Source organism: Geodermatophilus sp. SYSU D00691 (assembly GCF_054050275.1).
In genome coordinates this window covers 104,178-128,903 of record NZ_JBJGYZ010000002.1, presented here as the reverse complement: position 1 = coordinate 128,903, position 24,726 = coordinate 104,178, and the positions used below count along the sequence as shown (strand labels likewise).

25 protein-coding genes are annotated in these 24,726 nt (G+C 75.2%); 12 read left to right on the top strand and 13 right to left on the bottom strand.

Annotated features, from left to right (window positions below; translation table 11 throughout):
* Positions 1–17 precede the first annotated feature (17 nt).
* Positions 18–1,478 carry a benzaldehyde dehydrogenase gene (locus ACI797_RS02085; protein ID WP_456856832.1) on the top strand — a complete coding sequence of 487 codons (1,461 nt, stop codon included), beginning with the start codon at positions 18–20 and terminating at the stop codon, positions 1,476–1,478.
* A 111-nt stretch (positions 1,479–1,589) separates the two neighbouring features.
* On the opposite strand, the gene ACI797_RS02080 is transcribed toward ACI797_RS02085, so the two are convergent.
* Complete coding sequence (locus ACI797_RS02080; RefSeq protein ID WP_456856830.1) at positions 1,590–2,465, bottom strand: alpha/beta fold hydrolase; 876 nt, start codon at positions 2,463–2,465, stop codon at positions 1,590–1,592.
* A gap of 72 nt (positions 2,466–2,537) precedes the next feature.
* Between ACI797_RS02080 and ACI797_RS02075 the strand changes: the two genes are divergently transcribed.
* Positions 2,538–3,038 (top strand): DUF4334 domain-containing protein, encoded by a 501-nt coding sequence (locus ACI797_RS02075; protein WP_456856828.1) that lies wholly within the window; start codon positions 2,538–2,540, stop codon positions 3,036–3,038.
* 83 nt (positions 3,039–3,121) lie between these two features.
* On the opposite strand, the gene ACI797_RS02070 is transcribed toward ACI797_RS02075, so the two are convergent.
* The 3 genes from ACI797_RS02070 to ACI797_RS02060 are packed head-to-tail and all read right to left on the bottom strand — an operon-like array spanning position 3,122 to position 5,522.
* Complete coding sequence (locus ACI797_RS02070; protein WP_456856823.1) at positions 3,122–4,033, bottom strand: anti-sigma factor RsbA family regulatory protein; 912 nt, start codon at positions 4,031–4,033, stop codon at positions 3,122–3,124.
* Positions 4,030–4,893, bottom strand: a complete 864-nt coding sequence (locus ACI797_RS02065; protein WP_456856819.1) for an MEDS domain-containing protein — start codon at positions 4,891–4,893, stop codon at positions 4,030–4,032. The genes ACI797_RS02070 and ACI797_RS02065 overlap by 4 nt, the downstream gene beginning before the upstream one ends.
* A gap of 50 nt (positions 4,894–4,943) precedes the next feature.
* Positions 4,944–5,522, bottom strand: coding sequence for a TetR/AcrR family transcriptional regulator (locus ACI797_RS02060; RefSeq protein ID WP_456856817.1), 579 nt, complete (start codon positions 5,520–5,522; stop codon positions 4,944–4,946).
* 138 nt (positions 5,523–5,660) lie between these two features.
* Between ACI797_RS02060 and ACI797_RS02055 the strand changes: the two genes are divergently transcribed.
* Positions 5,661–6,605: an SDR family NAD(P)-dependent oxidoreductase gene (locus ACI797_RS02055; RefSeq protein WP_456856815.1), complete on the top strand. Its 945-nt coding sequence runs from the start codon at positions 5,661–5,663 to the stop codon at positions 6,603–6,605.
* 4 nt (positions 6,606–6,609) lie between these two features.
* On the opposite strand, the gene ACI797_RS02050 is transcribed toward ACI797_RS02055, so the two are convergent.
* From ACI797_RS02050 to ACI797_RS02040, 3 genes are read right to left on the bottom strand one after another with little or no spacing between them, the layout of a single operon-like run.
* Positions 6,610–7,182 carry a GNAT family N-acetyltransferase gene (locus ACI797_RS02050; RefSeq protein ID WP_456856813.1) on the bottom strand — a complete coding sequence of 191 codons (573 nt, stop codon included), beginning with the start codon at positions 7,180–7,182 and terminating at the stop codon, positions 6,610–6,612.
* Entirely contained in the window at positions 7,179–8,384 is a 1,206-nt protein-coding gene (locus ACI797_RS02045) for an NAD(P)/FAD-dependent oxidoreductase (RefSeq protein ID WP_456856811.1), read from the bottom strand. The genes ACI797_RS02050 and ACI797_RS02045 overlap by 4 nt, the downstream gene beginning before the upstream one ends.
* A complete protein-coding gene (locus ACI797_RS02040; protein WP_456856809.1) occupies positions 8,381–8,656 on the bottom strand; it encodes a GTP cyclohydrolase I in 276 nt (91 codons plus the stop codon). Before ACI797_RS02040 ends, ACI797_RS02045 begins: the two co-directional genes overlap by 4 nt.
* Before the next feature lie 24 nt (positions 8,657–8,680).
* Here ACI797_RS02040 and ACI797_RS02035 point away from each other — a divergent pair, with 24 nt between their 5' ends.
* A complete protein-coding gene (locus ACI797_RS02035; protein ID WP_456856807.1) occupies positions 8,681–8,959 on the top strand; it encodes a hypothetical protein in 279 nt (92 codons plus the stop codon).
* On the opposite strand, the gene pntB is transcribed toward ACI797_RS02035, so the two are convergent.
* On the bottom strand, positions 8,946–10,352 hold the full coding sequence (gene pntB / locus ACI797_RS02030; RefSeq protein ID WP_456856805.1) for a Re/Si-specific NAD(P)(+) transhydrogenase subunit beta: 1,407 nt from the start codon (positions 10,350–10,352) through the stop codon (positions 8,946–8,948). The two genes, ACI797_RS02035 and pntB, sit on opposite strands and share 14 nt — an antisense overlap.
* Positions 10,353–10,357: 5 nt before the next feature.
* Positions 10,358–11,893: a Re/Si-specific NAD(P)(+) transhydrogenase subunit alpha gene (locus tag ACI797_RS02025; RefSeq protein WP_456856803.1), complete on the bottom strand. Its 1,536-nt coding sequence runs from the start codon at positions 11,891–11,893 to the stop codon at positions 10,358–10,360.
* A 126-nt stretch (positions 11,894–12,019) separates the two neighbouring features.
* Here ACI797_RS02025 and ACI797_RS02020 point away from each other — a divergent pair, with 126 nt between their 5' ends.
* The 4 genes from ACI797_RS02020 to ACI797_RS02005 all read left to right on the top strand — a co-directional run bounded on the left by ACI797_RS02020 (position 12,020) and on the right by ACI797_RS02005 (position 17,710).
* Positions 12,020–14,128, top strand: a complete 2,109-nt coding sequence (locus ACI797_RS02020; RefSeq protein WP_456856801.1) for a putative bifunctional diguanylate cyclase/phosphodiesterase — start codon at positions 12,020–12,022, stop codon at positions 14,126–14,128.
* Complete coding sequence (locus ACI797_RS02015; RefSeq protein ID WP_456856799.1) at positions 14,125–14,943, top strand: HDOD domain-containing protein; 819 nt, start codon at positions 14,125–14,127, stop codon at positions 14,941–14,943. Before ACI797_RS02020 ends, ACI797_RS02015 begins: the two co-directional genes overlap by 4 nt.
* Positions 14,944–14,981: 38 nt before the next feature.
* Positions 14,982–16,178: an acyltransferase family protein gene (locus ACI797_RS02010; RefSeq protein WP_456856796.1), complete on the top strand. Its 1,197-nt coding sequence runs from the start codon at positions 14,982–14,984 to the stop codon at positions 16,176–16,178.
* Positions 16,179–16,318: 140 nt separating this feature from the next.
* Positions 16,319–17,710, top strand: a complete 1,392-nt coding sequence (locus tag ACI797_RS02005; RefSeq protein WP_456856793.1) for an FAD-binding oxidoreductase — start codon at positions 16,319–16,321, stop codon at positions 17,708–17,710.
* A gap of 22 nt (positions 17,711–17,732) precedes the next feature.
* Here the strand turns inward: ACI797_RS02005 and ACI797_RS02000 are convergent, their stop codons facing one another.
* Genes ACI797_RS02000 through ACI797_RS01990 form a run of 3 tightly spaced genes read right to left on the bottom strand, consistent with a single transcriptional unit; the run spans position 17,733 to position 20,459 of the window.
* On the bottom strand, positions 17,733–18,128 hold the full coding sequence (locus ACI797_RS02000; RefSeq protein WP_456856790.1) for a hypothetical protein: 396 nt from the start codon (positions 18,126–18,128) through the stop codon (positions 17,733–17,735).
* A complete protein-coding gene (locus ACI797_RS01995) occupies positions 18,125–19,276 on the bottom strand; it encodes an acyl-CoA dehydrogenase family protein (RefSeq protein ID WP_456856785.1) in 1,152 nt (383 codons plus the stop codon). The genes ACI797_RS02000 and ACI797_RS01995 overlap by 4 nt, the downstream gene beginning before the upstream one ends.
* 7 nt (positions 19,277–19,283) lie before the next feature.
* Positions 19,284–20,459, bottom strand: a complete 1,176-nt coding sequence (locus tag ACI797_RS01990; RefSeq protein ID WP_456856781.1) for an acyl-CoA dehydrogenase family protein — start codon at positions 20,457–20,459, stop codon at positions 19,284–19,286.
* Positions 20,460–20,571: 112 nt separating this feature from the next.
* Here ACI797_RS01990 and ACI797_RS01985 point away from each other — a divergent pair, with 112 nt between their 5' ends.
* On the top strand, positions 20,572–21,252 hold the full coding sequence (locus tag ACI797_RS01985) for an SDR family NAD(P)-dependent oxidoreductase (protein ID WP_456856779.1): 681 nt from the start codon (positions 20,572–20,574) through the stop codon (positions 21,250–21,252).
* 7 nt (positions 21,253–21,259) lie between these two features.
* Here ACI797_RS01985 and ACI797_RS01980 read toward each other — a convergent pair whose 3' ends face one another.
* Positions 21,260–21,877 carry a hypothetical protein gene (locus tag ACI797_RS01980; RefSeq protein ID WP_456856778.1) on the bottom strand — a complete coding sequence of 206 codons (618 nt, stop codon included), beginning with the start codon at positions 21,875–21,877 and terminating at the stop codon, positions 21,260–21,262.
* Between the two features lie 91 nt (positions 21,878–21,968).
* Between ACI797_RS01980 and ACI797_RS01975 the strand changes: the two genes are divergently transcribed.
* From ACI797_RS01975 to ACI797_RS01965, 3 genes are read left to right on the top strand one after another with little or no spacing between them, the layout of a single operon-like run.
* Positions 21,969–23,141 carry a CaiB/BaiF CoA transferase family protein gene (locus ACI797_RS01975; protein WP_456856775.1) on the top strand — a complete coding sequence of 391 codons (1,173 nt, stop codon included), beginning with the start codon at positions 21,969–21,971 and terminating at the stop codon, positions 23,139–23,141.
* Entirely contained in the window at positions 23,138–23,902 is a 765-nt protein-coding gene (locus ACI797_RS01970) for a crotonase/enoyl-CoA hydratase family protein (RefSeq protein WP_456856774.1), read from the top strand. The genes ACI797_RS01975 and ACI797_RS01970 overlap by 4 nt, the downstream gene beginning before the upstream one ends.
* Complete coding sequence (locus tag ACI797_RS01965) at positions 23,899–24,696, top strand: acyl-CoA thioesterase (protein WP_456856772.1); 798 nt, start codon at positions 23,899–23,901, stop codon at positions 24,694–24,696. Before ACI797_RS01970 ends, ACI797_RS01965 begins: the two co-directional genes overlap by 4 nt.
* The last annotated feature ends 30 nt before the right edge of the window (positions 24,697–24,726 follow it).

The following is a 24,726-nucleotide window of genomic DNA, read 5'->3' as shown; positions in this document are numbered from 1 at the left end:
CACAGAGGAGAGACGACATGGCACTGCTGGACGACGGCGCCTGGCACGGCAAGGTCTGGACCGGCGCCTGGACCGACGGGTCGGGCGGCACCTACGACGCGGTGGAGCCGGCGACCGGCGACGTGATCGCCCCGGTCGGCAAGGCGGCGCCGGAGGACGTGTCGGCCGCCGCCGAGCGCGCGGTCACCGCGCAGCGGGCGTGGGCGGCGGCGCCGTTCGAGGAGCGGGCCCGGGTGCTGCGCCGGGCCGGCGAGGTGCTCGAGGCGCACGCCGACGAGATCAAGGGCTGGCTGGCGCGGGAGTCCGGCGCGATCCAGCCGTTCGGCGACTTCCAGGTGCACACCTCGGCGGCCGAGTGCTACGAGGCCTCGGCGCTGCCGTCGCACCCGTACGGCGAGCTGCTGCGGACCGCCACCCCGCGGCTGTCCTTCGCCCGGCGGCTGCCGGCGGGCGTGGTCGGGGTCATCGCGCCGTTCAACGTGCCCACGATCCTGGCCATCCGAGCGGTCGCCCCGGCGCTGGCGCTGGGCAACGCGGTGATCCTCAAGCCCGACCCGCGCACCGCGATCTCGGGCGGGGCGATGTTCGCCCGCGTCTTCGAGGAGGCCGGGCTGCCGGCCGGTGTGCTGCAGGTGCTGCCCGGCGGCGCCGACGTCGGCGAGGCCCTGGTCGTCGAGCCCGCGGTGCGGGTGATCGCCTTCACCGGCTCGACCCGGGCCGGGCGGGCGGTCGGCGCGCTGGCCGGCCAGCACCTCAAGCGGGCGCACCTCGAGCTCGGCGGCAACTCGGCGCTGATCGTGCTGCCCGACGTCGACGTGGCCGCCGCGGCGTCGGTCGGGGCGTGGGGCACCTTCGCCCACCAGGGGCAGATCTGCATGGCGACCAGCCGGCACCTGGTGCACCGCGACATCGCCGAGGAGTACACGGCGATCCTCACCGAGAAGGTCGAGAAGCTGCCGGTCGGCGACCCGTTCCGCGAGCAGGTCGCGATGGGACCGCTGATCGACGCCGGCCAGCGTGACCGGGTGCACGGGCTGGTCACCGCCTCGGTCGACGGCGGCGCCACGGTGCGCACCGGCGGTACCTACGACGGGCTGTTCTACCGGCCCACCGTGCTCGGCGACGTCCCGGTGGACGCCCCCGCCTACCAGGAGGAGATCTTCGGCCCGGTCGCCCCGGTGACGCCGTTCTCCACGCTCGACGAGGTCGCCGAGCTGGCCGCGGGCACCGAGTACGGGCTCAGCCTGGGCATCCTCACCCGCGACGTGTACGCCGGGCTGCAGCTGGCCGAGCGCATCCCGAGCGGTCTGGTGCACATCAACGACCAGACGGTCAACGACGAGGCGGTGGCCCCGTTCGGCGGCGTCGGCGCGTCCGGTACCGGCTCCCGGCACGGTGGACCGCAGGCCAACATCGAGGCGTTCACCGAGACCCAGTGGGTCACGCTGCGCGGCGACCTGCCCGCCTACCCGTTCTGAGCGTCCGGCCGGTGGCCGCCCTGCGGCCGCCGGCCGGTCACTCGCAGTCGTCGTGGCAGGCGCACGCGCAGTCGTGCGCCGTGTCGCGGCCCACACCCTGAGCGACGGACGTCACACAGCCGTGGCGGCAGGCCAGAGCGCGAGCAGCGTCCGCAGGCCGGTGACCAGCGCCAGCGGCTGGTCGAGCATCGGGTGGTGGCCGGCGTCGGGCAGGTCGACGACCGGCAGCGTGCCCGGGACCAGCCGGCCCATCTCCGCCGCCATCTCGGGGCTGACCAGGCCGTGCTCGCAGCGGAACAGCGCCACCGGGCAGCCCAGCTGGGGGAGGAGGTCGCGCAGCAGCAGCCGGCGGCCGAAGAAGGTCGGGTCGAACTTCCACGTCCAGCCGCCCTCGACCGGCCGCAGCGACTGCCGGGCCACGTACCGCCCGATGTAGGGCAGGACGACGTCCTGCGGCGGCAGGGTGCGGAACCTCCCCACGGCCTCGTCCAGATCGGGGTGCGGCCGGCGGGGACGGCGCATCTCGGCCAGCCGCGCCTCCTCCGGCGGCTGGTCGTTGAGCGGCGAGTCGATGTAGGCGACCGCGGCGACGGCGTCGGGGTGCTCGACGCCGGTGGTGACGGCCACCCAGCCGCCCATGCTGTGCCCGACCACCACCGGCCGGTGCAGCGCCTCGGCCTCGCAGACGGTGACGATCTCCCGCGCCCACTGGCGCATGTCGTAGATCTCGCGGTGGCCGCTGTCGCCGTGGCCGGAGAGGTCGAGCGCGACCACCCGGTGCGAGGACAGCTGCGGGGCGACGTGGTCCCACCAGCCGGAGTGCGCCGCGCCGCCGTGCACGAGCACCAGCCCGGGCGCGCCCACCGGCCCCCACACGCGGTAGTGCACCGGCGTGCCGTCGACCTCGACGTCGCGGTGCTCGGGCGCCGCGGCCAGCGCGCGGGCGAACCACGCCGGGGCGTCGGTGCCCGCCGGGTCCTGGGTCATGTCGGGTCCTCCTCGGTGCTGCGGTGCGGCCCCGATCCTCTCCGGCGGCTCCCGGCGGCTAGCGTCCGGGGCATGGACGCCGGTGCCGCGCTCGCGTGGTTCGACCGCTCACCGGCCGTGCCGCCGGACGAGCTGACCGGGCGGTGGCGGGGGAGCGGGCTGCCCACCGGGCACCGCCTCGACGGGCTGCTCGAGGCCTACGGCTGGTACGGCAAGGAGTTCCTCGACGCCGAGACCGTGCACCCGCTGCTGTTCCGCGACCGCGCCGGGGTCCCGCACCCGGTCGACCCGGCGCACGCCCCGCTGGGCCTGCTGTTCCGGCTGCCCCAGCTGGCCCGCACGCCCGTGGCCCGGCTGGGCTTCGCCGCCGTCCGGCCCCTGCGCCGCACCCGCCGGCCGGCGGCCCGGCTGCGCGCCGTGGAGCACCGCGGCGTGACCACCGCGGCGATGGTCTACGACGCGCTGCCGGTGATCGACGTCTTCCGCCGGACCGGGCCCGGCTCCCTGCTGGGCCTCATGGACGCCCGCGGCCTCGACGACCCGTTCTTCTTCGTCCTCGAGCGCGACGCCTGACCTCCCACCCCGTCGAGATCGGCGATGTCGCACGGTTCGGCCCCCTGAAGCGTGCGAGACCGCCGATCTCGACGGGGCAGATGTCAGAGCCAGGTGAGCACGCGGACGGTCGTGCCGGCGTCGGACGAGCGCAGCTGGACGAGGTCGGCGAGCTGGTTGACCAGGTACAGGCCGCGGCCGCCGGTGGCGTCGGGGGCCGGCCGCAGCCGGCCGGTGAGCGGTTCGGCGAGGCGGCCGGCGTCGGTGAACTCGAGGACGGCGGCGCCGTCGGCCACCCACATCGCGACGGTGCCGCCGCCCCCGGCGTGCCGGATGCCGTTGCTGGCCAGCTCCGCGGCGATCAGCTCGAGGTCCTCGACGCGGTCCCGGGGCAGGCCGCAGGAGCGTGCCCAGGAGCGGACGGTGCGCCGCACCGCGGGGAGGTCGCCGGCCCGGTAGTCGCCGCGCAGCACGGCACCCGACGGCGGGGGCAGGGCGGCGGCGAGGGCGGCCCGGTCGCCGGCGTCGTCCGGGCCGGCGTACGGGTGCGTGGTGCGGGCGTGCGCGCACACCTCCGCCGGCAGCCGCGCCTCGTCGTACGGGCACAGCAGCCGCCAGGCGGGGCCGCTCCCGAAGGCGCGGTTGAGCAGCCGCTCGTGCAGCCCGCACTCGACCATCTCGGCCGGGCGGCGGCCGGCGTAGGCCGGCTCCCCGACGCCGCGGAGCTGCCGCCCCTGCGCCGTGGCCCGGGCGAGGGCGTCGGCCCAGACGTCGATGATCCGCGCCGGGTTGCCGCCGACCTCCGCCATGTCCAGCCAGGTCACGGCGTCGCCGGCCGGTCCCAGCGCCGAGCGCAGCTGGTCGAGGCGGGGCCGCGGCTCGGCGACGACGACCACCTCGCCGGCGGCGAGGCCGGCGCGCACGAACTCCCCGACGCCGGTGGTGAACCCCTCGGCGTCCCGGTAGAAGAAGCCCTCGTGCGCGAACCCGGGCACGGGCTCGGCCGCCGTGGTCACGCAGGCGGCTCCACGAAGGCGACGGAGACGTGCTCGTCGAAGCCGAGGACGGCCCACATCCGCCGGAGGAGGCGGGAGGCGCCGACGAACTCCACGCGGGCCGGGCGCTCCTGCACCTGCCGGGCCCAGCGGGCCAGCGCGCGGCAGCCGCCGACGTCGACGAACTCCAGCCGGGACAGATCCATGCGCACCACGGCACCCTCGACGTGCGTCCCGCCGAGCACCCGGCCGAGGCGTTCTGCGCCGAAGGCGTCGACGCACCCGCCGACCATCAGCGTTCCGCCGTCGAACCAGACGCGGAACGGTGGCCCGTCGTCGCGCGGGCGCACCTGCGGGTGGACCGAGGCGACGTCGGCCAGCGCCTCCGGCTCGAGGTCGGCGCGGTAGGCGCACAGCGCCACCATGCCGGAGCCCGAGGCCATGTACTCGTCGGCCAGGTGCTCCCAGCGCACCAGGTCGGCGCGGCGGTCGGGGTCGGCGGCCAGGTCGCTCACGTCGGCGACGACGCGCAGCCCGTGGAAGCCGTCGGCGACGGCCTGCCGCGTGGCAGCGTCGTAGAAGGCGAGCTGCTCGCCGGGGACGAAGGCCGCCGATCCCTGGTAGCCGGCGCGGACGTCGAGCACCTCGAGCTCGCCGCGGTCGATCAGGCCGTCGACGTCGGCCAGCGGACCCGATTCGGCGCGGATGAGCCGGGCGTGCTCGGGGTCGCCGATCCACAGCAGCCGGTCGCCGGCGGCCAGCCCCTCCTCGAGGTAGCGGCGCGCGGCGCCGGCCAGGTCGTCGGCGTCGTCGTAGACCCAGCAGATGTGCCCGGCCACCGCCGTCCCCGTGGGGTCGGTCAGCAGTCCCTCGGCGCGCACGCGTTCACCGTAGGAGCACAGCGCCCGGAAAGACAGCCCCCGCACGGGGGTCAGGACCGGCGCGTGCCGTAACGCAGACCGTCGACGAGGAGGTCGAGCAACCGGCCCGCCTGCTCGCGGCGCTCGGCGTCACCGGCGGCCAGCGAGATGCCCGACAGGCCGGTCAGCACGTCGGCGGGATCGGCGTCGGCGCGCAGCGTGCCCGCCTCCGCCCCCGCGCGCAGCAGCAGTGCCAGTGCCTCGGTCATCCGGTCGCGGCTGTGCGCGAACGGGTTGCCGCCGGAGGCGATCACCGCCTTGAGCGCGTCGGCCATCCCGCGCTTGGTGGTCATGTAGTCGACGAACCGGTCCATCCAGGTGCGCAGCGCGGCCTCCGGCGGCTGGGTCTGCAGCAGCTCGGCCGCGGCGTCGCAGAGGCGGGCCAGCTCGTTGCGGTAGGCGGCCTCGACCAGCGCCTCGCGGGTGGGGAAGTGCCGGTAGAGCGTGCCGATGCCGACGCCGGCCTCACGCGCGATCGCCTCGAGCGTGACGTCCTCACCCGCCGCGAAGGCGTGCGCGGCCACCTCGAGCAGACGGTCCCGGTTGCGCTGCGCGTCGGCGCGCAGCGCCCGGCCGCCGGTTGCCGTCACGACGTCGTCCTCTCGTCCGGGGTTGCGTACCGGAGGTTCCTCCGGATAGTGTCTCCACTCATACCGGAGGCGCCTCCGGTACCTCATCCTACGGGCTCGGCCCGTTCCCCACGTCCACCCAGTGAGGGGACATCCGGCATGACCGCCATCACCCGCGTCACCACCCCCTTCGACGCCACCTCCACCGCCGCCGAGGTCCTCGCCGGCGTCGACCTGCGTGGCCGCCGCGCGATCGTCACCGGCGGCGCCTCGGGCATCGGCACCGAGACCGCCCGCGCCCTCGCCGGCGCCGGGGCGGAGGTCACCCTCGCCGTCCGCGACCGCGCGGCCGGCGAGCGGGTCGCCCGCGACATCACCGACTCCACCGGCAACCCGTGGCTGCGCGTCCTCCCGCTCGATCTGGCCGAGCCGCGCTCGATCCGCACGTTCCTCGACATCTGGGACGGCCCGCTGCACGTGCTGGTGAACAACGCCGGCGTCATGGCCTCGCCGCTGCGCCGCACCCGGCAGGGCTGGGAGCTGCAGTTCGCCACCAACCACCTGGGGCACTTCGCCCTCGCCACCGGGCTGCACCCGGCGATGGCCGGCGCCGACGGCGCCCGGGTGGTGGCGGTGAGCTCGAGCGCCCACCTGCGCTCCGACGTCGTCGTCGACGACGTGCACTTCCGGTCCCGGCCCTACGACCCCTGGCTGGCCTACGGGCAGTCGAAGACCGCGAACGTGCTGTTCGCCGTCGAGGCCGCGCGGCGGTGGGCCGACCACGGCATCACCGTCAACGCGCTGCACCCCGGCGGCATCCGCACCAACCTGCAGCGCCACGTGACCGAGGAGGACCTCGCCCGGCTGCGGGCGCAGATGGGCTCCGCGGCGCCGGCCTGGAAGACGCCGGAGCAGGGCGCCGCCACGTCGGCGCTGCTGGCCGCATCGCCGCTGGTCGACGGCGTCGGCGGGCGCTACTTCGAGGACTGCGACGAGGCGCTGCCGCACGAGGAGGGCACCCGCACCGGCGTCGCCCCCTACGCGCTCGACCCCGAGTCCGCCGCCCGGCTCTGGGACCTCTCGGCGCGCATGCTCGGGGAGTGACCGGTCAGCCCAGCCGCAGCCGGACGACGGGCCGCGCCGGCTGCGGCCGGGCGACCTCCCGGAAGCCCGCGCGCTCGAACACCGGCAGCGGCCCGTGGAACAGCTCGGCCGAGCTCGCCCTCGGCCGCTCGGCGACGTCCACCGGGTAGCCCTCGACCTCGCCCGCCCCGCCGGCGCGGGCGAGGTCGACCGCGCCGGCCAGCAGCTCCCCGGCCAGCCCCCGCCGCCGGGCGGTCCGGCGGACGACGAAGCACGTCACCGCCCACACGGCCGGGTCGTCGAGGCCGGCCGCGCCGCGCAGCAGCTGCCCGTTGGTCAGCCGCGTGTACGACGGTCGCGGCCCGACCGCCGCCCAGCCGCTCGGCGCGCCATCGACGTACCCGAGCACGCCGGGCGGCCGGTCGCCCCGGACCTGCCCGGCCAGCGCGTCGCGGTTCGCCGCGGCCCGCTCGGCCGTCGCCTCGGCGCCGCGGTAGAACCACTGGCACCAGCAGCGGCCCGGATCGCCGGGCCCCTCGAGGACGGCGACCACGTCGTCCCACCGGTCGGCGGTGGCGGGGACGACCCGCACGCTCACGGGCGCAGGTCCGGGATCGGCACGTCCGGGTCGGCGAGCCGCTCGGGGTCGACCGGCACCGCCTCGCGGATCAGCTCCTGGATCGGCCCCACGACGTCCCACACGTTGACGTTCATCCCGGCGACCACCCGGTCGCCGGAGAGCCAGAAGGCGACGAACTCCCGGGCCTCCAGGTCGCCGCGGACGACGACCCGGTCGTACCCGCCGGGCTCGGCCAGGCCGGTGTACTCCATGCCGAGGTCGTACTGGTCGCTGAAGAAGTACGGCAGCCGCTCGTAGACGGTCGGCTTGCCGAGCATCGACCGCGCCGCGGTGAGCGGCTGGTTGAGCGCGTTGGCCCAGTGCTCGACGCGCAGGTGCCGGCCGTAGCGCGGGTGGAACGCCCGCGCCACGTCGCCGGCGGCGAACACCGCCGGGTCGCTGCTGCGCAGCGAGGCGTCGACCACGACGCCGTCGTCCACCTCCAGGCCGGCCGCCTCGGCCAGGGCGACGTCGGGTGCGATCCCCACCCCGGCCAGGACGACGTCGCCGGCGACCTCGCTGCCGTCCTCGAGCACCAGCGCGCCGGCCCGCGCGGAGGCGATGCGGACGCCGCAGCGCAGGTCGACGCCGTGGTCGCGGTGCAGGTCGGCGAAGACCTGCGCCATCTCGGGCCCGAGCACCCGCAGCAGCGGCAGCTCCGCGTACTCCAGCACCACGACCTCGGCCCCGGCCGCGCGCGCCGCCGCCGCGGCCTCCAGCCCGATCCACCCCGCACCCACGATCACGACGCGGGCGCCGGCGGTGAACGACGCCTTGAGCGCCTGGCTGTCCTCGATGGTGCGCAGGTAGCGCGGGGCGAGCTCGTCGGCACCGGGGACGGTCAGCCGGCGGGGCACCGCGCCGGTGGCCAGCAGCACCCGGTCGTAGGCCAGCACGTCGCCGTCGTCGAGCGCGACCCGGGAGGCGGCGCGGTCCAGCGCCGTGACCCGGGTGCCCAGCCGCAGCAGCACGTCGTTGTCGGCGTACCACTGCTCCGGGTGCACGAAGACCGAGTCGAGCTCCGCCGACCCGGTCAGGTAGCCCTTCGACAGCGGCGGCCGCTCGTAGGGCAGGTACGGCTCGGCGGCGACCAGGGTGAGCGGCCCGTCGTGCCCCTCCTCCCGCAGCGTCGAGACGGCCCGCGCCCCGGCGAGCCCACCCCCCACGACGACGATGTTCATCTCCGGCCTCCGTCGGTCAGTGCCAGGAACTCCGCCCGTGTCCGGGCATCCTCGCGCAGCACCCCGCGCAGCGCCGAGGTGGTCGTCGTGGTGCCCGGTGCCTGCACCCCGCGCAGCGTCATGCACAGGTGCTCGGCCTCGACCACGACGCCGACGCCGCGGGGGTGCAGCCGCTCGGCGAGCCAGGCGAAGAGCTCCACCACCCGCGCCAGCACCGCGGCGGCGGACGGCGCGTCGGGGACGTCGTCGCGGCGGTGCAGGGAGAGCGTCATCGCTTCCTCCGCGTGCGAGGGGTGGTGCACCGCACCGTAGGACCGCGCGGCGGGACCCCGCTGACCGACGTCCTCACCGGTCTCGGGTACGAGCCCCGGCCGGACGGCGACGGCGTGCTGCTGGCCAACTGCCCCTTCCACACGCTCGCCGCGACGCATCCCGAGCTGGTCTGCGGGATGACCCTCGACCTGCTCGCCGCGCTGCTCGACGCGCGCGGGGAGGCCGGCCTCCACGGACGCCTGGAGCCCGGCCCCGGCCGCTGCTGCGTCGTGCTGGGAGCGCCTGGGGTCACAGCGCCTTGAGGATGTCCTCGACCCGCTCCTTGGCGTCGCCGAAGAGCATGCGGGTGTTCTCGCGGAAGAACAGCGGGTTCTGCACGCCGGCGTAGCCGGTGCTCATCGACCGCTTGAAGACGACCACGCTGTCGGCCTCCCACACCCGCAGCACCGGCATGCCGGCGATGGGGCTGCCCGGGTCCTCCATCGCGGCGGGGTTGACCGTGTCGTTGGCGCCGATGACCAGCACGACCGACGTCCCGGCGAGGTCGTCGTTGATCTCGTCCATCTCCAGGACCACGTCGTAGGGGACCTTCGCCTCGGCCAGCAGCACGTTCATGTGCCCGGGCAGCCGGCCGGCGACCGGGTGGATGCCGAAGCGCACCTGCACCCCGAGCTCCTCCAGCTTGCGGGTCAGCTCGGCCACCGGGTACTGCGCGTGGGCGACGGCCATGCCGTAGCCGGGCGTGATCACGACCGACTTGGCGGTGCGCAGCAGCTCGGCGGTCTCCTCGGCGGTGATCTCGGTGTGCGTGCCGTCCTCGGTGCCCGAGGCGATGCTGCCCTCGTTGCCGAAGCCGCCGGCGATGACCGAGACGAACGAGCGGTTCATCGCCCGGCACATGATGTAGGACAGGTAGGCACCGGAGGATCCGACGAGGGCGCCGGTGATGATCAGCAGGTCGTTGCCGAGCAGGAAGCCCGACGCCGCGGCCGCCCAGCCCGAGTAGCTGTTGAGCATCGAGACGACGACCGGCATGTCGCCGCCGCCGATCGAGGCGACCAGGTGCCAGCCCAGGGCGAGCGCCAGCGCGGTGATCACGGCCAGCACGGGCAGCGCCGGGGAGACCACGAACACGACGGTCAGGACGGCGAAGGCGACCAGCGCGCCGAGGTTGAGCCAGTTGCGCCCTGGCAGCATCAGCGGGTTGCTGCGGATCCGCGCCGACAGCTTGAGGAACGCCACGATCGAGCCGGTGAGCGTGACCGCGCCGATGAACACGCCGATGGCCACCTCGGCGGAGTGGATGCCGAGCAGGTCGTCGGCCACCGCGGTCTGCCCGGCACCGGCGCCCTCGACCTCGAGGTAGCCGTTCCAGCCGACCAGCACCGCGGCCAGGCCGACGAAGCTGTGCAGCAGCGCGATCAGCTCGGGCATGCCGGTCATCGCCACCCGGCGGGCCCGCCACAGGCCGATCGCCGCGCCGGCCGCCATGGCCAGCAGGATCAGCCCGATCGCGGCGGCCTCGACGTCGCGGGCGGCCAGCACGACGGTGGCGACCAGCGCCACGGCCATGCCGGCGATGCCGAAGGTGTTGCCGGCCTTGGCGGTCTCGTGCTTCGACAGGCCCGCCAGGGCGAGGACGAAGAGCAGGGCCGAGACGATGTACGCCCCGGCGGCGGCGGTCTGCAGCGTCACGGTGGTCAGCTCCTCGTGAACATGCCGAGCATGCGGCGGGTCACGGCGAAGCCGCCGAAGACGTTGATGCTGGCGACGAGGACCGCCACGAAGGCGAGCACGGTCACCACCGGGTCGCCGTGGCCCAGCTGCAGCAGGGCGCCGACGACGATGATCCCGGAGATCGCGTTGGTGACGCTCATCAGCGGCGTGTGCAGCGCGTGGTGCACCGAGCCGATCACGTAGAAGCCGACGACGACGGCGAGCGCGAAGACGGTCAGGTGGCCGATCAGCGCGTCGGGCGAGAACGCCGACACCAGGAACAGCGCGGCCGCGGCGAGCCCGACGAGCGCGAACCGCCGCGAGGCCGGCAGCGGTTGCTTCGCGGGCAGCTCGAGGCGCGCGGGCGCCGCGACGGCGGGCGGGGGTGCCGCCGACACCTGCACCGGGGGCGGGGGCCAGAGCACCTCGCCGTCCTTGACGACGGTCATCGACCGGACGACGACGTCGTCGAGGTCGAGGACCAGGCGCCCGTCGGCCTCCGGCGTCAGCAGCTTGAGCAGGTTGACCAGGTTGGTGCCGAACAGCTGCGACGCCTGGGCCGGCAGCCGGGCGGGCAGGTCGGTGTAGCCGATGATCGTGACGCCGTTGGGCGTGACGACCACCTCGTCGGGCACCGAGCCGGCCACGTTGCCGCCCTGCGCCGCCGCCATGTCGACGACCACCGAGCCGGGCCGCATCGAGGCGACCATCTCCTCGGTGATCAGCCGCGGCGCCGGTCGGCCGGGGATGAGCGCGGTGGTGATGACGATGTCGACGTCCGCGGCCTGCTCGGCGTACATCACCGCGGCCCGCCGGTCGTAGTCCTCGCTGGTCACGCTCGCGTAGCCGGTGCCGCCGCCCTGCCCCTCGTCGGCGGGGACGCCGACGTACTCGCCGCCCAGCGACCGGATCTGGTCGGCCACCTCCGGCCGGACGTCGGTGGCGCGGACGATCGCGCCGAGGCTGCTCGCCGCGCCGATCGCGGCGAGCCCGGCCACGCCGGCGCCGACGACCAGCACCTTGGCCGGGGGCACCTTGCCGGCCGCGGTCACCTGGCCGGTGAAGAACCGGCCGAAGGTGTGCGCCGCCTCCACGACCGCCCGGTAGCCGGCGATGTTCGCCATCGACGACAGCACGTCCAGCGCCTGCGCCCGCGAGATGCGGGGGACCGCGTCGACGGCCAGCGCCGTGACCGGGCGGCGGCCGAGCTCCTCGACCAGCGCCGGGTCCAGGGCCGGCGCCAGCTGGCTGATCAGCGTCGCGCCGGGGGGGAGGCGGTCGAGCTCGTCGGGCGTCGGCGGGTTCACGTGCAGGACGACGTCGGCGGCCCAGGCCTCGCCGTCCCCGACCACGGTCGCGCCGGCCGCGGCGTACTCCTCGTCGGGGAAGCTGCTCGCCCCTCCCGCGCCGGAGGCGACCACCACCTCGTGGCCGAGGCGGCGCAGTGCCGCCACCGTCGTCGGGGTCGCCGCCACGCGCGTCTCGCGCGGGCGGGACTCCCGGGGAACTCCGATCCGCATGCGCGCCCCATCCCTGATGGCTCCGTTGCCCTGCGGATCGTCGCACCCCTCGTTGGTGTGAGAACGCACCGATCCGCGAAACCCACCGTTGCGGGCGGCCGATGAGGTCGGTGCAGGAACCGTCCGTTGCGGTTCCGCACGAACGAGGACAGGAGAACAGTGGCCGCCAAGCGCAGCTCGCCGAACGACGAGCGCGTGCCGCCCGAGGTCGTCGCCGGCATCTTCTACGGCGCCGCGGTGACCGAGGCGATGGCGATCCTGGTCGCCGAGACCGTCGGTTCGACCTTCCGGGTGACCTGGGGCAACCAGGGCGCGGTCACGCTGCTCGGGTACGACGGCGACGACCTGCGCCGGCTGCCGGTCGAGCAGCTCCTGCCCTCCCTGCGCGGCGGCGAGCGCAAGCTCCTGCTGCGCCGCGAGCGCGGCGCGGAGATGCGCCTGCCGGTGCGGACGGCGCGCGGCGTGACGGTGGACGCCGTCGTCGTCTCCACCCCGATGCCCAGCGGCCGGATGTGGACCCTGCGGATCGCCTCGGTCAGCGACGCGCACGAGCGCGCGCTGCAAGCCACCGCCGACGCGCACGAGCGGCGGTTCGCCGCGCTGACGGAGCGCTCGCCGATCCCGACCCTGCTGTCGGAGCAGGGCATGCGGCTCGCGCACGTCAACGACGCGTTCTGCACGCTGGTCGGCCGCCGCGCCGAGCAGCTGCTGGGCACGGCGTGGATGGGGACGGTCCACCCCGACGACCTGGATGCGGTCGTCGACGCGGCCGCCGACGCCCTCGAGGGGGACGACGCGGAGGCGCAGGCCCGGCTCGTCCGGGAGGACGGGACCCAGCGGACGACGGTGCTCCGCTTCGCGCACCTGTTCTCGCCCGGGGTCGGCGCGGGCTTCGTCGCCACCGTCGAGGACATCACCGAGCGGCTGGCGTTCGAGACGCGGCTGGCCCACCAGGCCGGCCACGACCCGCTCACCGGCCTGCCCAACCGCATCCTGCTGGCGCAGTACGTGGCCGAGCGGTTCGTCCCCGGCCGCAGCGACCTGGCCTGCATCTTCCTCGACCTGGACAACTTCAAGGTCGTCAACGACTCGCTCGGGCACACCGCCGGCGACCAGCTGCTCGTCGAGGTCGCGCGGCGGCTGACCCGCACCGTCCGGCCGGGCGACCTGGTCGCGCGGTTCGGCGGCGACGAGTTCGTCGTGGTCTGCGAGGGCGTCGGCGAGGCCGCCGCCGTCACCCTGGCCCAGCGCATCGGCGAGGAGCTCGGGGCCGTCGTCCGCCTGGGTGGGCTGGACATCCGGCCGTACGCGAGCGTGGGGGTGACCGTGCAGACGACCGACCACCTCGAGGCCGAGGAGCTCATCCGCGACTGCGACATCGCGATGTACCAGGCCAAGGCCGGCGGCAAGGGCCGGATCACCGTGCTGGACCAGCGGGGCCGCGCCCAGGCGCGGGAGAAGCTGCGGCTGGTCGCCGACCTGCGCGACGCCATCGAGCGGCGCGAGATCTCGCTGCTGTACCAGCCGATCTTCATCGCCGGGGACGGCGCGGCGGTGGCCGTGGAGTCGCTGGCGCGATGGGCCCACCCGGAGCGCGGCCCGATCAGCCCCGCCGACTTCGTGCCCCTGGCCGAGGAGGCGGGCCTGGTCGGCGGCCTGTGGCTGTTCGTGCTCGACGAGACCTGCCGGCAGCTGGCCGAGTGGGACCGCGACCTCGGCATGTCGGCGCCGATGCGGGCGAACGTGAACGTCTCGGCGCTGCAGCTGGACGAGAACCTGCCGGTCCAGGTGCGCGCGGCGCTGCGCCGGCACCGGCTCACGGCCTCCCGGCTGCAGCTGGAGATCACCGAGTCGGCGCTGATGACCGATCCCGGTCTGGCGCGGGCCGTGCTGCAGCAGCTGCGCGACCTCGGCGTGCAGGTGGCGATCGACGACTTCGGCACCGGCTACTCCTCGCTGGCCTACCTCCGGCACCTGCCGGTGGACTGCCTCAAGGTCGACCGCTCGTTCGTCGCCGAGCTCGCCGACGGCCACGCCGAGATCGCCTCGGCGGTCATCGCGCTGGCGCGCAACCTGAACCTCTGCACGGTGGCCGAGGGGGTGGAGACCGTCGCGCAGGCCGAAGAGCTGGCCCGTCTCGGCGCGACCTACCTCCAGGGCTTCGGGCTCGGCCGGCCGATGCCCGGCCCCGAGACCGCCGCCTGGTTCGCCGCCCGACGGGAAGGCCTGGCATGACCCTCGTCCCCCTGTCGGTCCCCACGTTCGACATCGAGCAGGTGCTGGCCGGCATCGACAGGATGGCCGCCCGGAAACCGGTGGCCGCGCAGATCGTCGCGGTGGCCGGCGCGGAGGACACCAGCGCCAAGCGGCTCGCCACGGTCCTGGCCACCGACGTCGCCCTCGCCGGGCGGGTGATGAAGCTGGCCAACTCGGCCTACTTCGGCATGCGCGGCAGGGTCACGTCCCTGCAGTTCGCGGTGACCGTCATCGGCTTCACCACCGTGCGCACGATGGCGGCGGTGTCGCTGACCGACCTCGACGACGAGTCGCGGCTGCCGGAGAACTTCTGGGACCGGTCCACGAGCCTGGCCCTGGCCGCCTCCACTCTGGCCGGGCGGTTCGGCGAGCGGCCGCAGGACGCGCTCTGCCTCGGCCTGCTCTCCGGGCTGGGCGCGGCGCTCCTGCACCACAACGACCGGGAGGGCTACGCCGGGCTGCTGGCCGAGGAACCGACCTTCGTCGGCCGGCGCGCGGCGGAGGCCCGGCGCTACGGCATCCACGCCCTGCGGCTGACCGCCGTGGCGCTGGAGCAGTGGGGCTTCCCGCCGGGCATGGTCACCGCCCTCAAGACCGTCGACGACCTCGCCGACCCCGGCGGCAGCCTGCTGCGCGCGGCGTCGGAGATCTCGTCCCGCCTGACCACCGAGGGCTACGAGCCGGTGCCGATCAGCCGGCTCACCTGCGGGGTGCTCGGCGAGGAGGCGCTGCCCGCCGTGCTCGAGCAGGTCACCGCCGACGCGGTGGAGCTGCGCCGCGCCATGCTCGGTTGAGTGCCGCCCGCTCGCCGGACGCGGCAGGATCCTCCGGCGTGACCACGCACCTGCGGCCCGCCGGGTCGCCGGCCCAGACCGACCGCTGGCCGCAGCTCGACGTCGCCCGCGCGGTCGTGGTGGCGGGGCTGGTCCCGTTCCACGCCGCGCTGGTCTTCGCCGCCGACGACGACTTCTACGTCAAGGACGACCGGACGACCGACGTCCTCGTGCCCCTCGCCGCGCCGGTCGTGGTCTGGGCCATGCCGCTGGTCTTCCTCATCGCCGGGGTGGGGGCGTGGACCTCCTGGCGCCGGCGCGACGGTGCCGTCTTCGTCCGGCGGCGGCTGACGCGCATCGCCGTCCCGCTGGTGCTCGGCACGGTGCTGCTGGTCCCGCTGCCCGTGTGGCTGCGGCTGCGGACCGACCCCGGCTACACCGAGTCCTACGCCGAGTTCTGGCCGCGGTTCTTCCGCGTCCGCGTGGACTGGTCGGAGTTCCCGTTCCTGCTGCAGCCCGCCGCGGACGGCCGCGGCTTCGAGACCGGGCACCTCTGGTTCCTCGTGCTGCTCCTGCTGTACTCGCTGGCGGCGGTTCCGGTGCTCCGGTTCCTCTCCGGCGACCGGGGCGGGCGCCTCCTCGACCGGCTGGGCGGGGCGGCGGAGCACCGGCCCGGGCTGGTCCTGCTGCCGGCGGTCCCGGTGGCCGCCGCCTGCGCGCTCCTCGGCCAGGACCAGGGCATCGCGGCCTCGAACGAGGTGGCCTACGGTCTGTTCTTCGCCGGCGGCCTGCTGGTGGCCGCCGATCCCCGGCTGCGGGCCGCCGCCCGGCGCAGCGTGCGCCCGGCCGCGCTGGCCGCGATCGCCGGCCTGCTCGTCGCCGGCACCCTCTTCCTGCTGCGGCGGGAGGTGCCCGGGGCCGATCCGCTGCTGGACCGGGACCTGGTCTCCTCGGTCGGCCGGGCCTGCTTCGGCGTCGCCGCCTGGTGCGCGACCCTGGCCATCGTCGGCGCGCTGGCCGGGCCACGGGCCGAGCGGGCGACGCCGGGCTCGCCGGTGGCGGCCTATGCGCGGTCCGCCGTCCTGCCCTGGTACGTGCTGCACCAGCCGGTGGTGGTCGCCGTCGCGTTCGTCGTGGTCGGCTGGTCGGTGCACCCGGCGCTGAAGTACCTCGTGATCGTCGCCGTCTCGGCCGCCGGCACGCTGGCCGCCTACGAACTGCTCCGCCTGGCGGGGCGGGTGCTGCGGCGGCGCTGACCGGCCGGAGTCCCGTCCTCGACGCAGCGCGACGCGCGGCCGGGCCGGCGCACGCTCCTGCCGCGGCGGGCTGGTCCGGGCCGGGCCGCCGGGCCACACTCCCGCCCCGTCCCAGCACGGCAGGCAGCAGGGGAGGGGCCATGACCCAGACGCTCAGCGGGGACATCGGGGCGCTGCGCGCCGTGGTCGGCGGAGCGGTGACCGTGCCCGGGGAGCCCGCCTACGACCTGGTGCGCGCGGTCTGGAACGGCGCGATCGACCGGCGGCCCGCGGTGGTCGTCGAGTGCGTGTCGGCCGCCGACGTCAGCGCCGCGATCGGGTTCGCCCGGCGGGAGGGGCTGGAGATCGCCGTCCGCGGCGGCGGGCACAGCATGCCCGGCCTCTCCAGCATCGAGGGCGGGCTCGTCGTCGACCTGCGGCGGATGAACGCCGTCGTCGTCGACCCCGTGGCCCGGCGCGTCCGCGTCGGGGGCGGTGCGCTGCTCGGCGACGTGGACGCCGCAACCGCGCCGCACGGGCTGGCGCTGCCCTCGGGGGTGGTCAGCCACACCGGCGTCGGCGGGCTGACGCTCGGCGGCGGGATGGGGTGGCTGACCCGGCAGGGCGGGCTGTCCGTCGACCGCCTGCTGTCGGCGGAGGTCGTGGTCGCCGACGGGCGGGTGCTGCGGGCGGCGGAGGACGAGAACGCCGACCTGTTCTGGGCGCTGCGCGGCGGGGGCGGCAACTTCGGTGTCGTGACGGAGTTCGAGTTCTCGCTGGTGCAGGCCGGGCCGGTGGTGCAGTTCGGGCTGTACTTCTGGGACGCCGGGCAGAGCCGGGAGGCGTTGCGGGTCATGCGGGACGTCGTCCGGGACCTGCCGCTCTCGCTGACCGCCTTCCCGGCCGCGGCGTTCACCGCGCCGCCGGCGCCGTTCGTGCCACCCGAGCACCAGGGCAGGGTCGGCGTCGCGCTGTTCCTGGTCGGCTTCGGCGACCCGGCCGAGCACGCCGCGGTCGCCGAGCGGGTGCGCGGCGCGCTGCCGCCGCTGTTCGAGTTCGCCGCCCCGATGCCGTTCACCGCGGTGCAGCAGATGCAGGACGAGGCCAACGCCCACGGCGTGCACGCCTACGAGAAGAGCTGCTACCTCGAGGACCTCACCGACGGGGTGATCGACGTCGTCGCCGACCTCGCCCCGCGCAGGGCCTCGCCGCTGTCGGTCATGGTCTTCTACCGGCTCGACGGCGCGTACACGCAGGTGCCGGACGACGCGACGGCCTTCGGCGGCGGCCGGAGCCCGCGCTACATGCTGGCGGTGATCGGCGAGGTGCCGGTGCCGGAGCTCCTGCCCGCCGAGCGGGAGTGGGTCCGCTCGGTGCACGGGGCGCTGCAGCCGCACGCCATGGGCAAGGCGACGTACGTCAACTCGCTGGACGCCGGTGAGACGGCCGAGGTCGTGGCGTCCTACGGCCCCAAGTACGCCCGGCTCGCGCGGATCAAGGCCGCCTACGACCCGGACAACGTCTTCCACCGCAACGCCAACATCGCGGTCTGAGGGGCGCCGGGAACGGAACCGCTCAGCCGGGGAGGACCTGCTTCCACTTCTCCCCGGCGGCGCGGCCGGTGCCGATGTCGGCCAGGCCCTGCAGCGCGGAGATGTCGTGCCACGTGCCGGTGAGCAGGCCGAAGACGCCCGCCGCGGTCTGCAGCATCGACGGGTCGGGCTGCGGCATGCCGTTGGGCCGCACGAAGGTGACCTTGTACTTGGTGCCCGCGGCGGTGAGCTTCACCCCGCCGCCGAACCAGTGCCACGGCCAGCTGACGTCGTGCACCTCGGCCAGCGGCACGTCGAAGACCGGCGTGTCGCTGACGAAGGTGAGCCGGCCCCCGCCCGCGCCCAGGTAGCCCGGGACGTTGCGGAGCCCGCCGATGAGCCAGGCGGGGCTGACGAGGGCGGGGGCCGGTGCGCTCACCGGGTGTACGGGGCGCCGAGCGGGTCGACCGTCGGGTAGGCGTCGACGCCGGCGGCGAGCCGGGCCAGCGCCCAGTCGCCGTCACCGAGCACGTGGTCGATCGCGGCGAGCCGGCTGGTGTAGTGGCCGACCGAGTACTCGGCGGTCACGCCGATCCCGCCGTGCAGCTGGATCGCGTCCTTGCCGATGTGCCGCGAGGCACGGCTGGTCTGCAGCCGCGCCCGCTCGGCCGCGGTGATCACGTCCCCGCCGGCGTCGAGGACCAGCGACGCCCACAGCGCGGTGCTGCGGGCGAGCTCCAGCGACACGTACATGTCGGCGGCGCGGAAGGTGAGCGCCTGGAACCTGTTGAGCGTGACCCCGAACTGCTTGCGGGTCTTGAGGTACTCCGCGGTGGTGGTCAGCGCGGTCGACATGGCGCCGACGGCCTCGTGCGCGTAGGCGATGCGGGCCTCGGCCAGCGCCCGCTCGACGACCGCCGTCTGGTCGCCCCCGGCGTCGCCGAGCGGCTCGGCCGGGGTGCCGGCGAACTCGACCTTGGCCGCGCGGCCGCCGTCGTGGGTGCGGTAGCCGGTGCGGGTCAGCCCCTCGGCGTCCCCGCGGACGACGAACAGCCGGGTGCCGCCGTCGACCACGGCGCTGACGACCAGGACGTCCGCGCGGGCCCCGTTGAGCACCGGCTCCTTGACACCGGTCAGCCGCCACGCGTCGCCGTCCTGCGCGGCCCGGACGCCGCTCGCCGTCGGGGTCCACCGGGTGCCGGGCTCGGCGTGCGCGAAGGCCGGCACCAGCGAGCCCTCGGACAGGCCGCCGATCAGCTCCTCGCGCTGCGCCGGCGTGCCGGCCGCCTGGACCAGCCCGCCGGCCAGGACGACGGCCTCGACGAACGGCTCGGGCGCGAGGACCCGGCCGATCTCCTCGGCCACGATCGCCACCTCGACCGGGCCGGCGCCCATGCCGCCGGACTCCTCGGGGAACGGCAGCCCGAGCAGGCCCATCTCGGCCAGCCGGGCCCAGGTCTTCTCGTCGAAGCCGGGGTCGGTCGCGGTGACCTTCCGGCGGGTCTCGCTGTCGCCGTACGCGCGGGCCAGCAGCCCGCTCACCGCCTCGCGGAGGGCGTTCTGCTCGTCGTCGTAGGTGAAGTCCACGGTCAGATCACAACCCCAGGATCGTGCCGGCGATGATGGTGCGCTGAACCTCGTTCGAGCCGCCGTAGATGGTGACCTTGCGGTAGTTCAGGTACTCGGGCGTGGCCACCCGCGCCCACTCCGGGACGTCGGAGCCGCCGTCGGCGTAGGACGCCAGCGACAGCGGGCCGGCGAGGTCGACGAGCAGCTCGGTGGCGGCCTGCTGCAGCTCCGAGCCGCGCAGCTTGAGCACCGACGACGCCGGGTGCGGGCGCCCGTCGGCGGAGTTGGCCACCACGCGCAGCGCGGTGAGCTCCAGCGCCAGGAGCTCGTTCTCGAGCTCGGCGATGCGGGCGGTGGTGAAGGGGTCCTCCGACAGCGGGACGCCGTTCACCACGATCGAGCGGGCGTGCTCCTTGGCGTCGGCCAGCAGGCGCTTGGTGTGGCCGACCCGGGCGATGCCGACCCGCTCGTTGCCCAGCAGGAACTTCGCGATCGTCCAGCCGGCGTTCTCCTCGCCGATCAGGTTCTCGGCGGGCACCCGGACGTCCTCGAAGAAGACCTCGTTGACCTCGTGCGTGCCGTCGAGCAGCTCGATCGGGCGCAGCGTGACGCCGGGGGAGTCCATCGGGAAGACCAGCATGGAGATGCCGCGCTGGCGCTTCTCGGCGGTCGGGTCGGTGCGCACGAGGCAGAAGATCCAGTCGGCGTGCTGGCCGAGCGTGGTCCACGTCTTCTGGCCGTTGACGATCCACTCGTCGCCGTCGCGGACGGCGGTGGTGCGCAGCGAGGCCAGGTCGGAGCCGGCGTCGGGCTCGGAGAAGCCCTGGCACCACCAGATGTCGATGTTCGCGGTCGCGGGCAGGAACCGCTCCTTCTGCTCCTGCGTGCCGAACTGGGCGAGCACCGGGCCGATCATGCTGGCGTTGAAGGCCAGCGGCTCGGGGACGGCGGCCAGCTGCATCTCCTCGCGCCAGATGTGGCGCTGCAGCGGCGTCCAGTCCTTGCCGCCCCACTCCACCGGCCAGTGCGGCACGGCCAGGCCGGCGGAGTTGAGGATCCGCTGGCTCTCGACGTACTGGTCCTTGGTCAGGTGGCGGTGGTGGGCCACCGTGTCGCGGATGGACTGCGGGATCTGGGTGGTGAAGAAGGTGCGCATCTCCTCCCGGAAGGCCTCGTCCTCCGGGGACAACTGCAACCGCATGGGACCTCAACTCTCCGACGGCGCCCTCGCCGTCGTCGTACGTGGACGCCCCGACGATCCCACACGAGCTACCGCCCGGTAACCCGGGCGTGCCGACGGCATGATGGCGGCCGTGGACGAGGCCGGGCTGGTGGTGGTGACCGGTGCCGCGGGCGCGCTCGGGCGCGCGGTGCTGGCGGAGTTCCGGACGGCGGGGCGGCAGGTCGTCGCCCTGGACCGGGCCGGCGACGCGCTCGACGAGGTGGGCCGCGCCGACGGCGTCCACCCGGTCGCCGCCGAGCTGGCCGACCCGACGGCGACCGCCGCGGCGTGGGCGGAGATCGACCGGATCGGCACGCCGTCGGTGCTCGTCGCGCTGGCCGGCGGCTTCCGGCCCAGCTCGCTGGCCGATCTCACGCCCGAGGTGTGGGCGCAGATGTGGGAGTCCAACGTCTCGTCGCTGCTGTGGTGCTGCCAGCAGGCCGCGACCCGCATGCCGCCCGGCGGGTCGATCGTCGCGGTCGGGTCGAGGACGGCGGTCGGCGGCCGGGCACCGGTCGCCCACGCCACGAGCAAGGCCGCCGTCGTCCGGATGACCGAGCTGCTGGCCGACGAGCTGCGGCCGCAGGGCATCCGGGTCAACTGCGTGCTGCCCTCGGTGATCGACACCCCCGCCAACCGCTCGTGGATGTCGCCGGAGCTGGCGGCGAGAGCCGTCGCGCCGGCGGCGATCGCCCGGGTGATCGCCTTCCTGGCCGGGCCGGACGCCGCCCCGGTCAGCGGGGCGCGGATCCCCGTCTACGGTGACGCCTGAGCCGCCGTCAGAACTCCCATTCCCAGCCGCCCTCGGGCAGGTAGAACGGCTGGTACTGGACGATCCCCGAGTTCCCCGGCACGTCGAGGACGAGCGTGCCGGTGTACCGCTGCCCGCTGCCGAGCTCGCCGGAGGGCAGCTGCTGGTCGTCGGCGGCGCAGATGAACGCGGCGAAGGTGTCGACCTCGGTGAACGTCACGCCGTCGCCGCCGATGAACGAGAACTCGTAGGCGCTGATGTCGTAGTAGGCGTCGGGCGGCAGGTTCGGCGCGGTCTCGACGGTCATCCGCAGCGCCACGAAGTGGCCGTTCTCCGCGGGCTCGGGCAGGTCGCCGGTGCAGGTGTAGTCGGCGACGATCTCGTCGACGGTGAAGGTGAGCAGCGGCTCGCCGTCGTCCCCGGTCACGCCGGCGGGCTCACCGACCTCCTTCTCGATGTTGCCGCGGGCGTTGACCTCGGCCGTGCCCGGCTCCTCGGGCTGCGGGGAGGAGGGCGCCGACGAGGACGCCTCGGGCGGGGCCATCGCGGGATCCGGGCTGGCCGTGCCGCGGACGGCGGAGGAGCACCCCGCCAGCAGCAGCACCGCGCCGATCGCCGACGCGACCAGTGGCGACTTCCCGGACATGCACGGACCTCCCCGTCGGACTGGCGGAACCCAGCGGTTCCGCACAGATGCAATCACGCCGGTCCGCGGGCGGTTCGCTAGCGTGCGGCCCGTGACGTCGCCGTCAGGTCCGCTCGCCGGGATCCGGATCGTCGAGCTCAGCGGGCTGGGACCCGGTCCCTACGCGTGCATGCTGCTCGCCGAGCTGGGGGCCGACGTCGTCCGGGTCGACCGGCCCGGCGGGGGAGCGAAGCTGTTCCCGCCGGAGCGGGAGGCGCTGCACCGCAGCCGGCCCTGCGCCGCGGTCGACCTGAAGTCCGCCGAGGGGCGGGAGGTGCTGCTGCGGCTCGTCGAGCAGGCCGACGTCCTGGTCGAGGGACTGCGGCCCGGGGTGACCGAGCGGCTGGGCATCGGCCCGGAGGACTGCGCGGCCCGCAACCCCCGGCTGGTCTACGCCCGGATGACCGGCTGGGGGCAGGAGGGCCCGCTCGCCGCCCGCGCCGGGCACGACATCAACTACCTGGGCCTCACCGGCGCGCTGCACGCCATCGGCCCGCGGGACAAGCCGGTGCCGCCGCTCAACATCGGCGCCGACTTCGGCGGCGGGTCGATGTTCCTCGTCGTGGGGATCCTGGCCGCGCTGCTGGAGCGGGCGACCAGCGGCCGTGGCCAGGTGGTCGACGCGGCGATGGTCGACGGCGCCAGCTCCCTGGTGACGATGGTCTACGGGATGCTCGGCGGCGGGCTGTGGCGCGACCGCCGGGAGAGCAACCTGCTCGACGGCGGCGCGCCGTTCTACGACACCTACCGCTGCGCCGACGGCGGGCACATGGCGGTGGGGCCGCTGGAGCCGCAGTTCTACGCGCTGCTGGTCGAGGGGCTGGGGCTGACCGGGCGCCTCCCGGGGAGCGGGCAGCACGACGTCGCGGCGTGGCCGGAGCACCGGCGGCTGTTCGCCGAGGCGTTCGCCTCGCGCACTCGGGCGGAGTGGACGGCGGTGTTCGAGGGGACCGACGCGTGCGTGACGCCGGTGCTCGGCCTGACCGAGGCGCCGGCGCACCCGCACCTGGCGGCCCGCGGGACGTTCGTCGACCAGGGGCTGGGCCCGCAGCCGGCGCCGGCGCCCCGGTTCTCGCGCACCCCGGCCGCCGTGCGCGGCGTCCCCCGCGCACCGGGCCAGGACACGGTCGGGGTGCTCCGCGCGTGGGGCTTCGGGGACGACGAGGTGACGGCGCTGCTGGACAGCGGCGCCGTGGTGCAGGCCGACAGGGAGGAGCAGCGGTGAGCGACGAGGTGCTGGTCGAGGCGCGCGACGGCGTGCAGGTCATCACGATCAACCGGCCGGAGGCGAAGAACGCGCTCAACGCCGGGGTCGCCGCCGGGGTGGCCGCCGCCGTCGACGAGCTGGACGCCTCCGACGAGCTGCGGGTGGGCGTGCTGACCGGGGCGGGCGGCACGTTCTCCGCCGGCATGGACCTCAAGGCGTTCCTGCGCGGGGAGACCCCGGCGATCGAGGGCCGCGGGCTGTGCGGGATCACCCAGACGCCGCCGCGCAAGCCGCTCGTCGGCGCCGTCGAGGGCTGGGCGCTGGCCGGCGGGTTCGAGCTGCTGCTGGCCTGCGACCTGGTCGTCGCCGCCGAGACCGCCCGCTTCGGCGTGCCGGAGGTGAAGCGGTCGCTGGTGGCCGCGGGTGGCGCGGCGCTGCTGCTGACCCGGCGGGTGCCCTACGCGCTGGCGCTGGAGCTGCTGCTCACCGGCGACCCGCTGACCGCGCCGCGCGCGGCCGGGATCGGGCTGGTCAACCGGGTCACCCCCGAGGGCGGGGCGCTCGAGGGCGCACTGGCGCTGGCGGCGACGATCGCGGCCAACGGGCCGCTGGCGGTGGCCGCGACCAAGCAGGTCGCCCGCTCGTCGGCCGAGTGGTCGTGGCAGGAGGGGTGGGCCCGGCAGGCAGAGATCGTGGAGCCGGTGTTCGCCAGCGAGGACGCCCGCGAGGGTTCGGTCGCGTTCGCCGAGAAGCGCGCGCCGGTGTGGAAGGGGCGGTGAGCGACCCGACGCTGCTCGACGTCCTCGACCTGGAGGAGATCGACCGCGACCTCTACCGCAGCACGCTGGTCTTCGCCGACCCCTTCCCGCTCTACGGCGGGCAGGTCGCCGCCCAGGCGCTGCTCGCGGCCGGGCGCACGGTCGAGCCCGACCGGCTGCCGCACTCGCTGCACGGCTACTTCCTGCGCAGCGGGGACGCGGCCCGGCCGACGGTCTTCCGGGTGGACCGCGACCGCGACGGGCGCTCGTTCTCGGCGCGCCGGGTGGTGGCGCTGCAGGGCGGGGAGGTCGTGTTCAGCATGTCGGCGTCCTTCGCCGCGGCGGCCGAGGGCCCGGAGGTCGCCGTCGACCCGGCCCCGGACGCCGAGCCGCCCGACGGGCTGCCGGCGCACACGCTGCCGCGGCTGTTCTCGATGGAGGGCCGGCTGCCGTCGCAGCCGTACCCGGACGGGCACTGGCCGACCCGGTTCTGGGCGCGCACCTCGGTGCCGCTGCCCGACGACCGGCTCGTGCACTCCTGCGTGCTGACCTACCTGTCCGACATCGGGACGGGTCTGTCGGCGCTGCCGGACGACGAGGCGTCGCCCGGGGCGAGCATCGACCACGCGGTGTGGTTCCACCGGCCGGCGCGGCTGGACGACTGGGTGCTCATGGACCTCGTGCCGCACACCGTCTCGGCGGGGCGGGGCTGGTACAGCGGCTCGCTGACGACCGCCGACGGCACGCTGGCCGCCAGCCTCGCGCAGGAGACGCTGTTCCGCACCGGCTCGAACCCGTTCCGCCGTCGAAGTTGACATGGGTCTCACACTTCGCGGCGGCGCAGG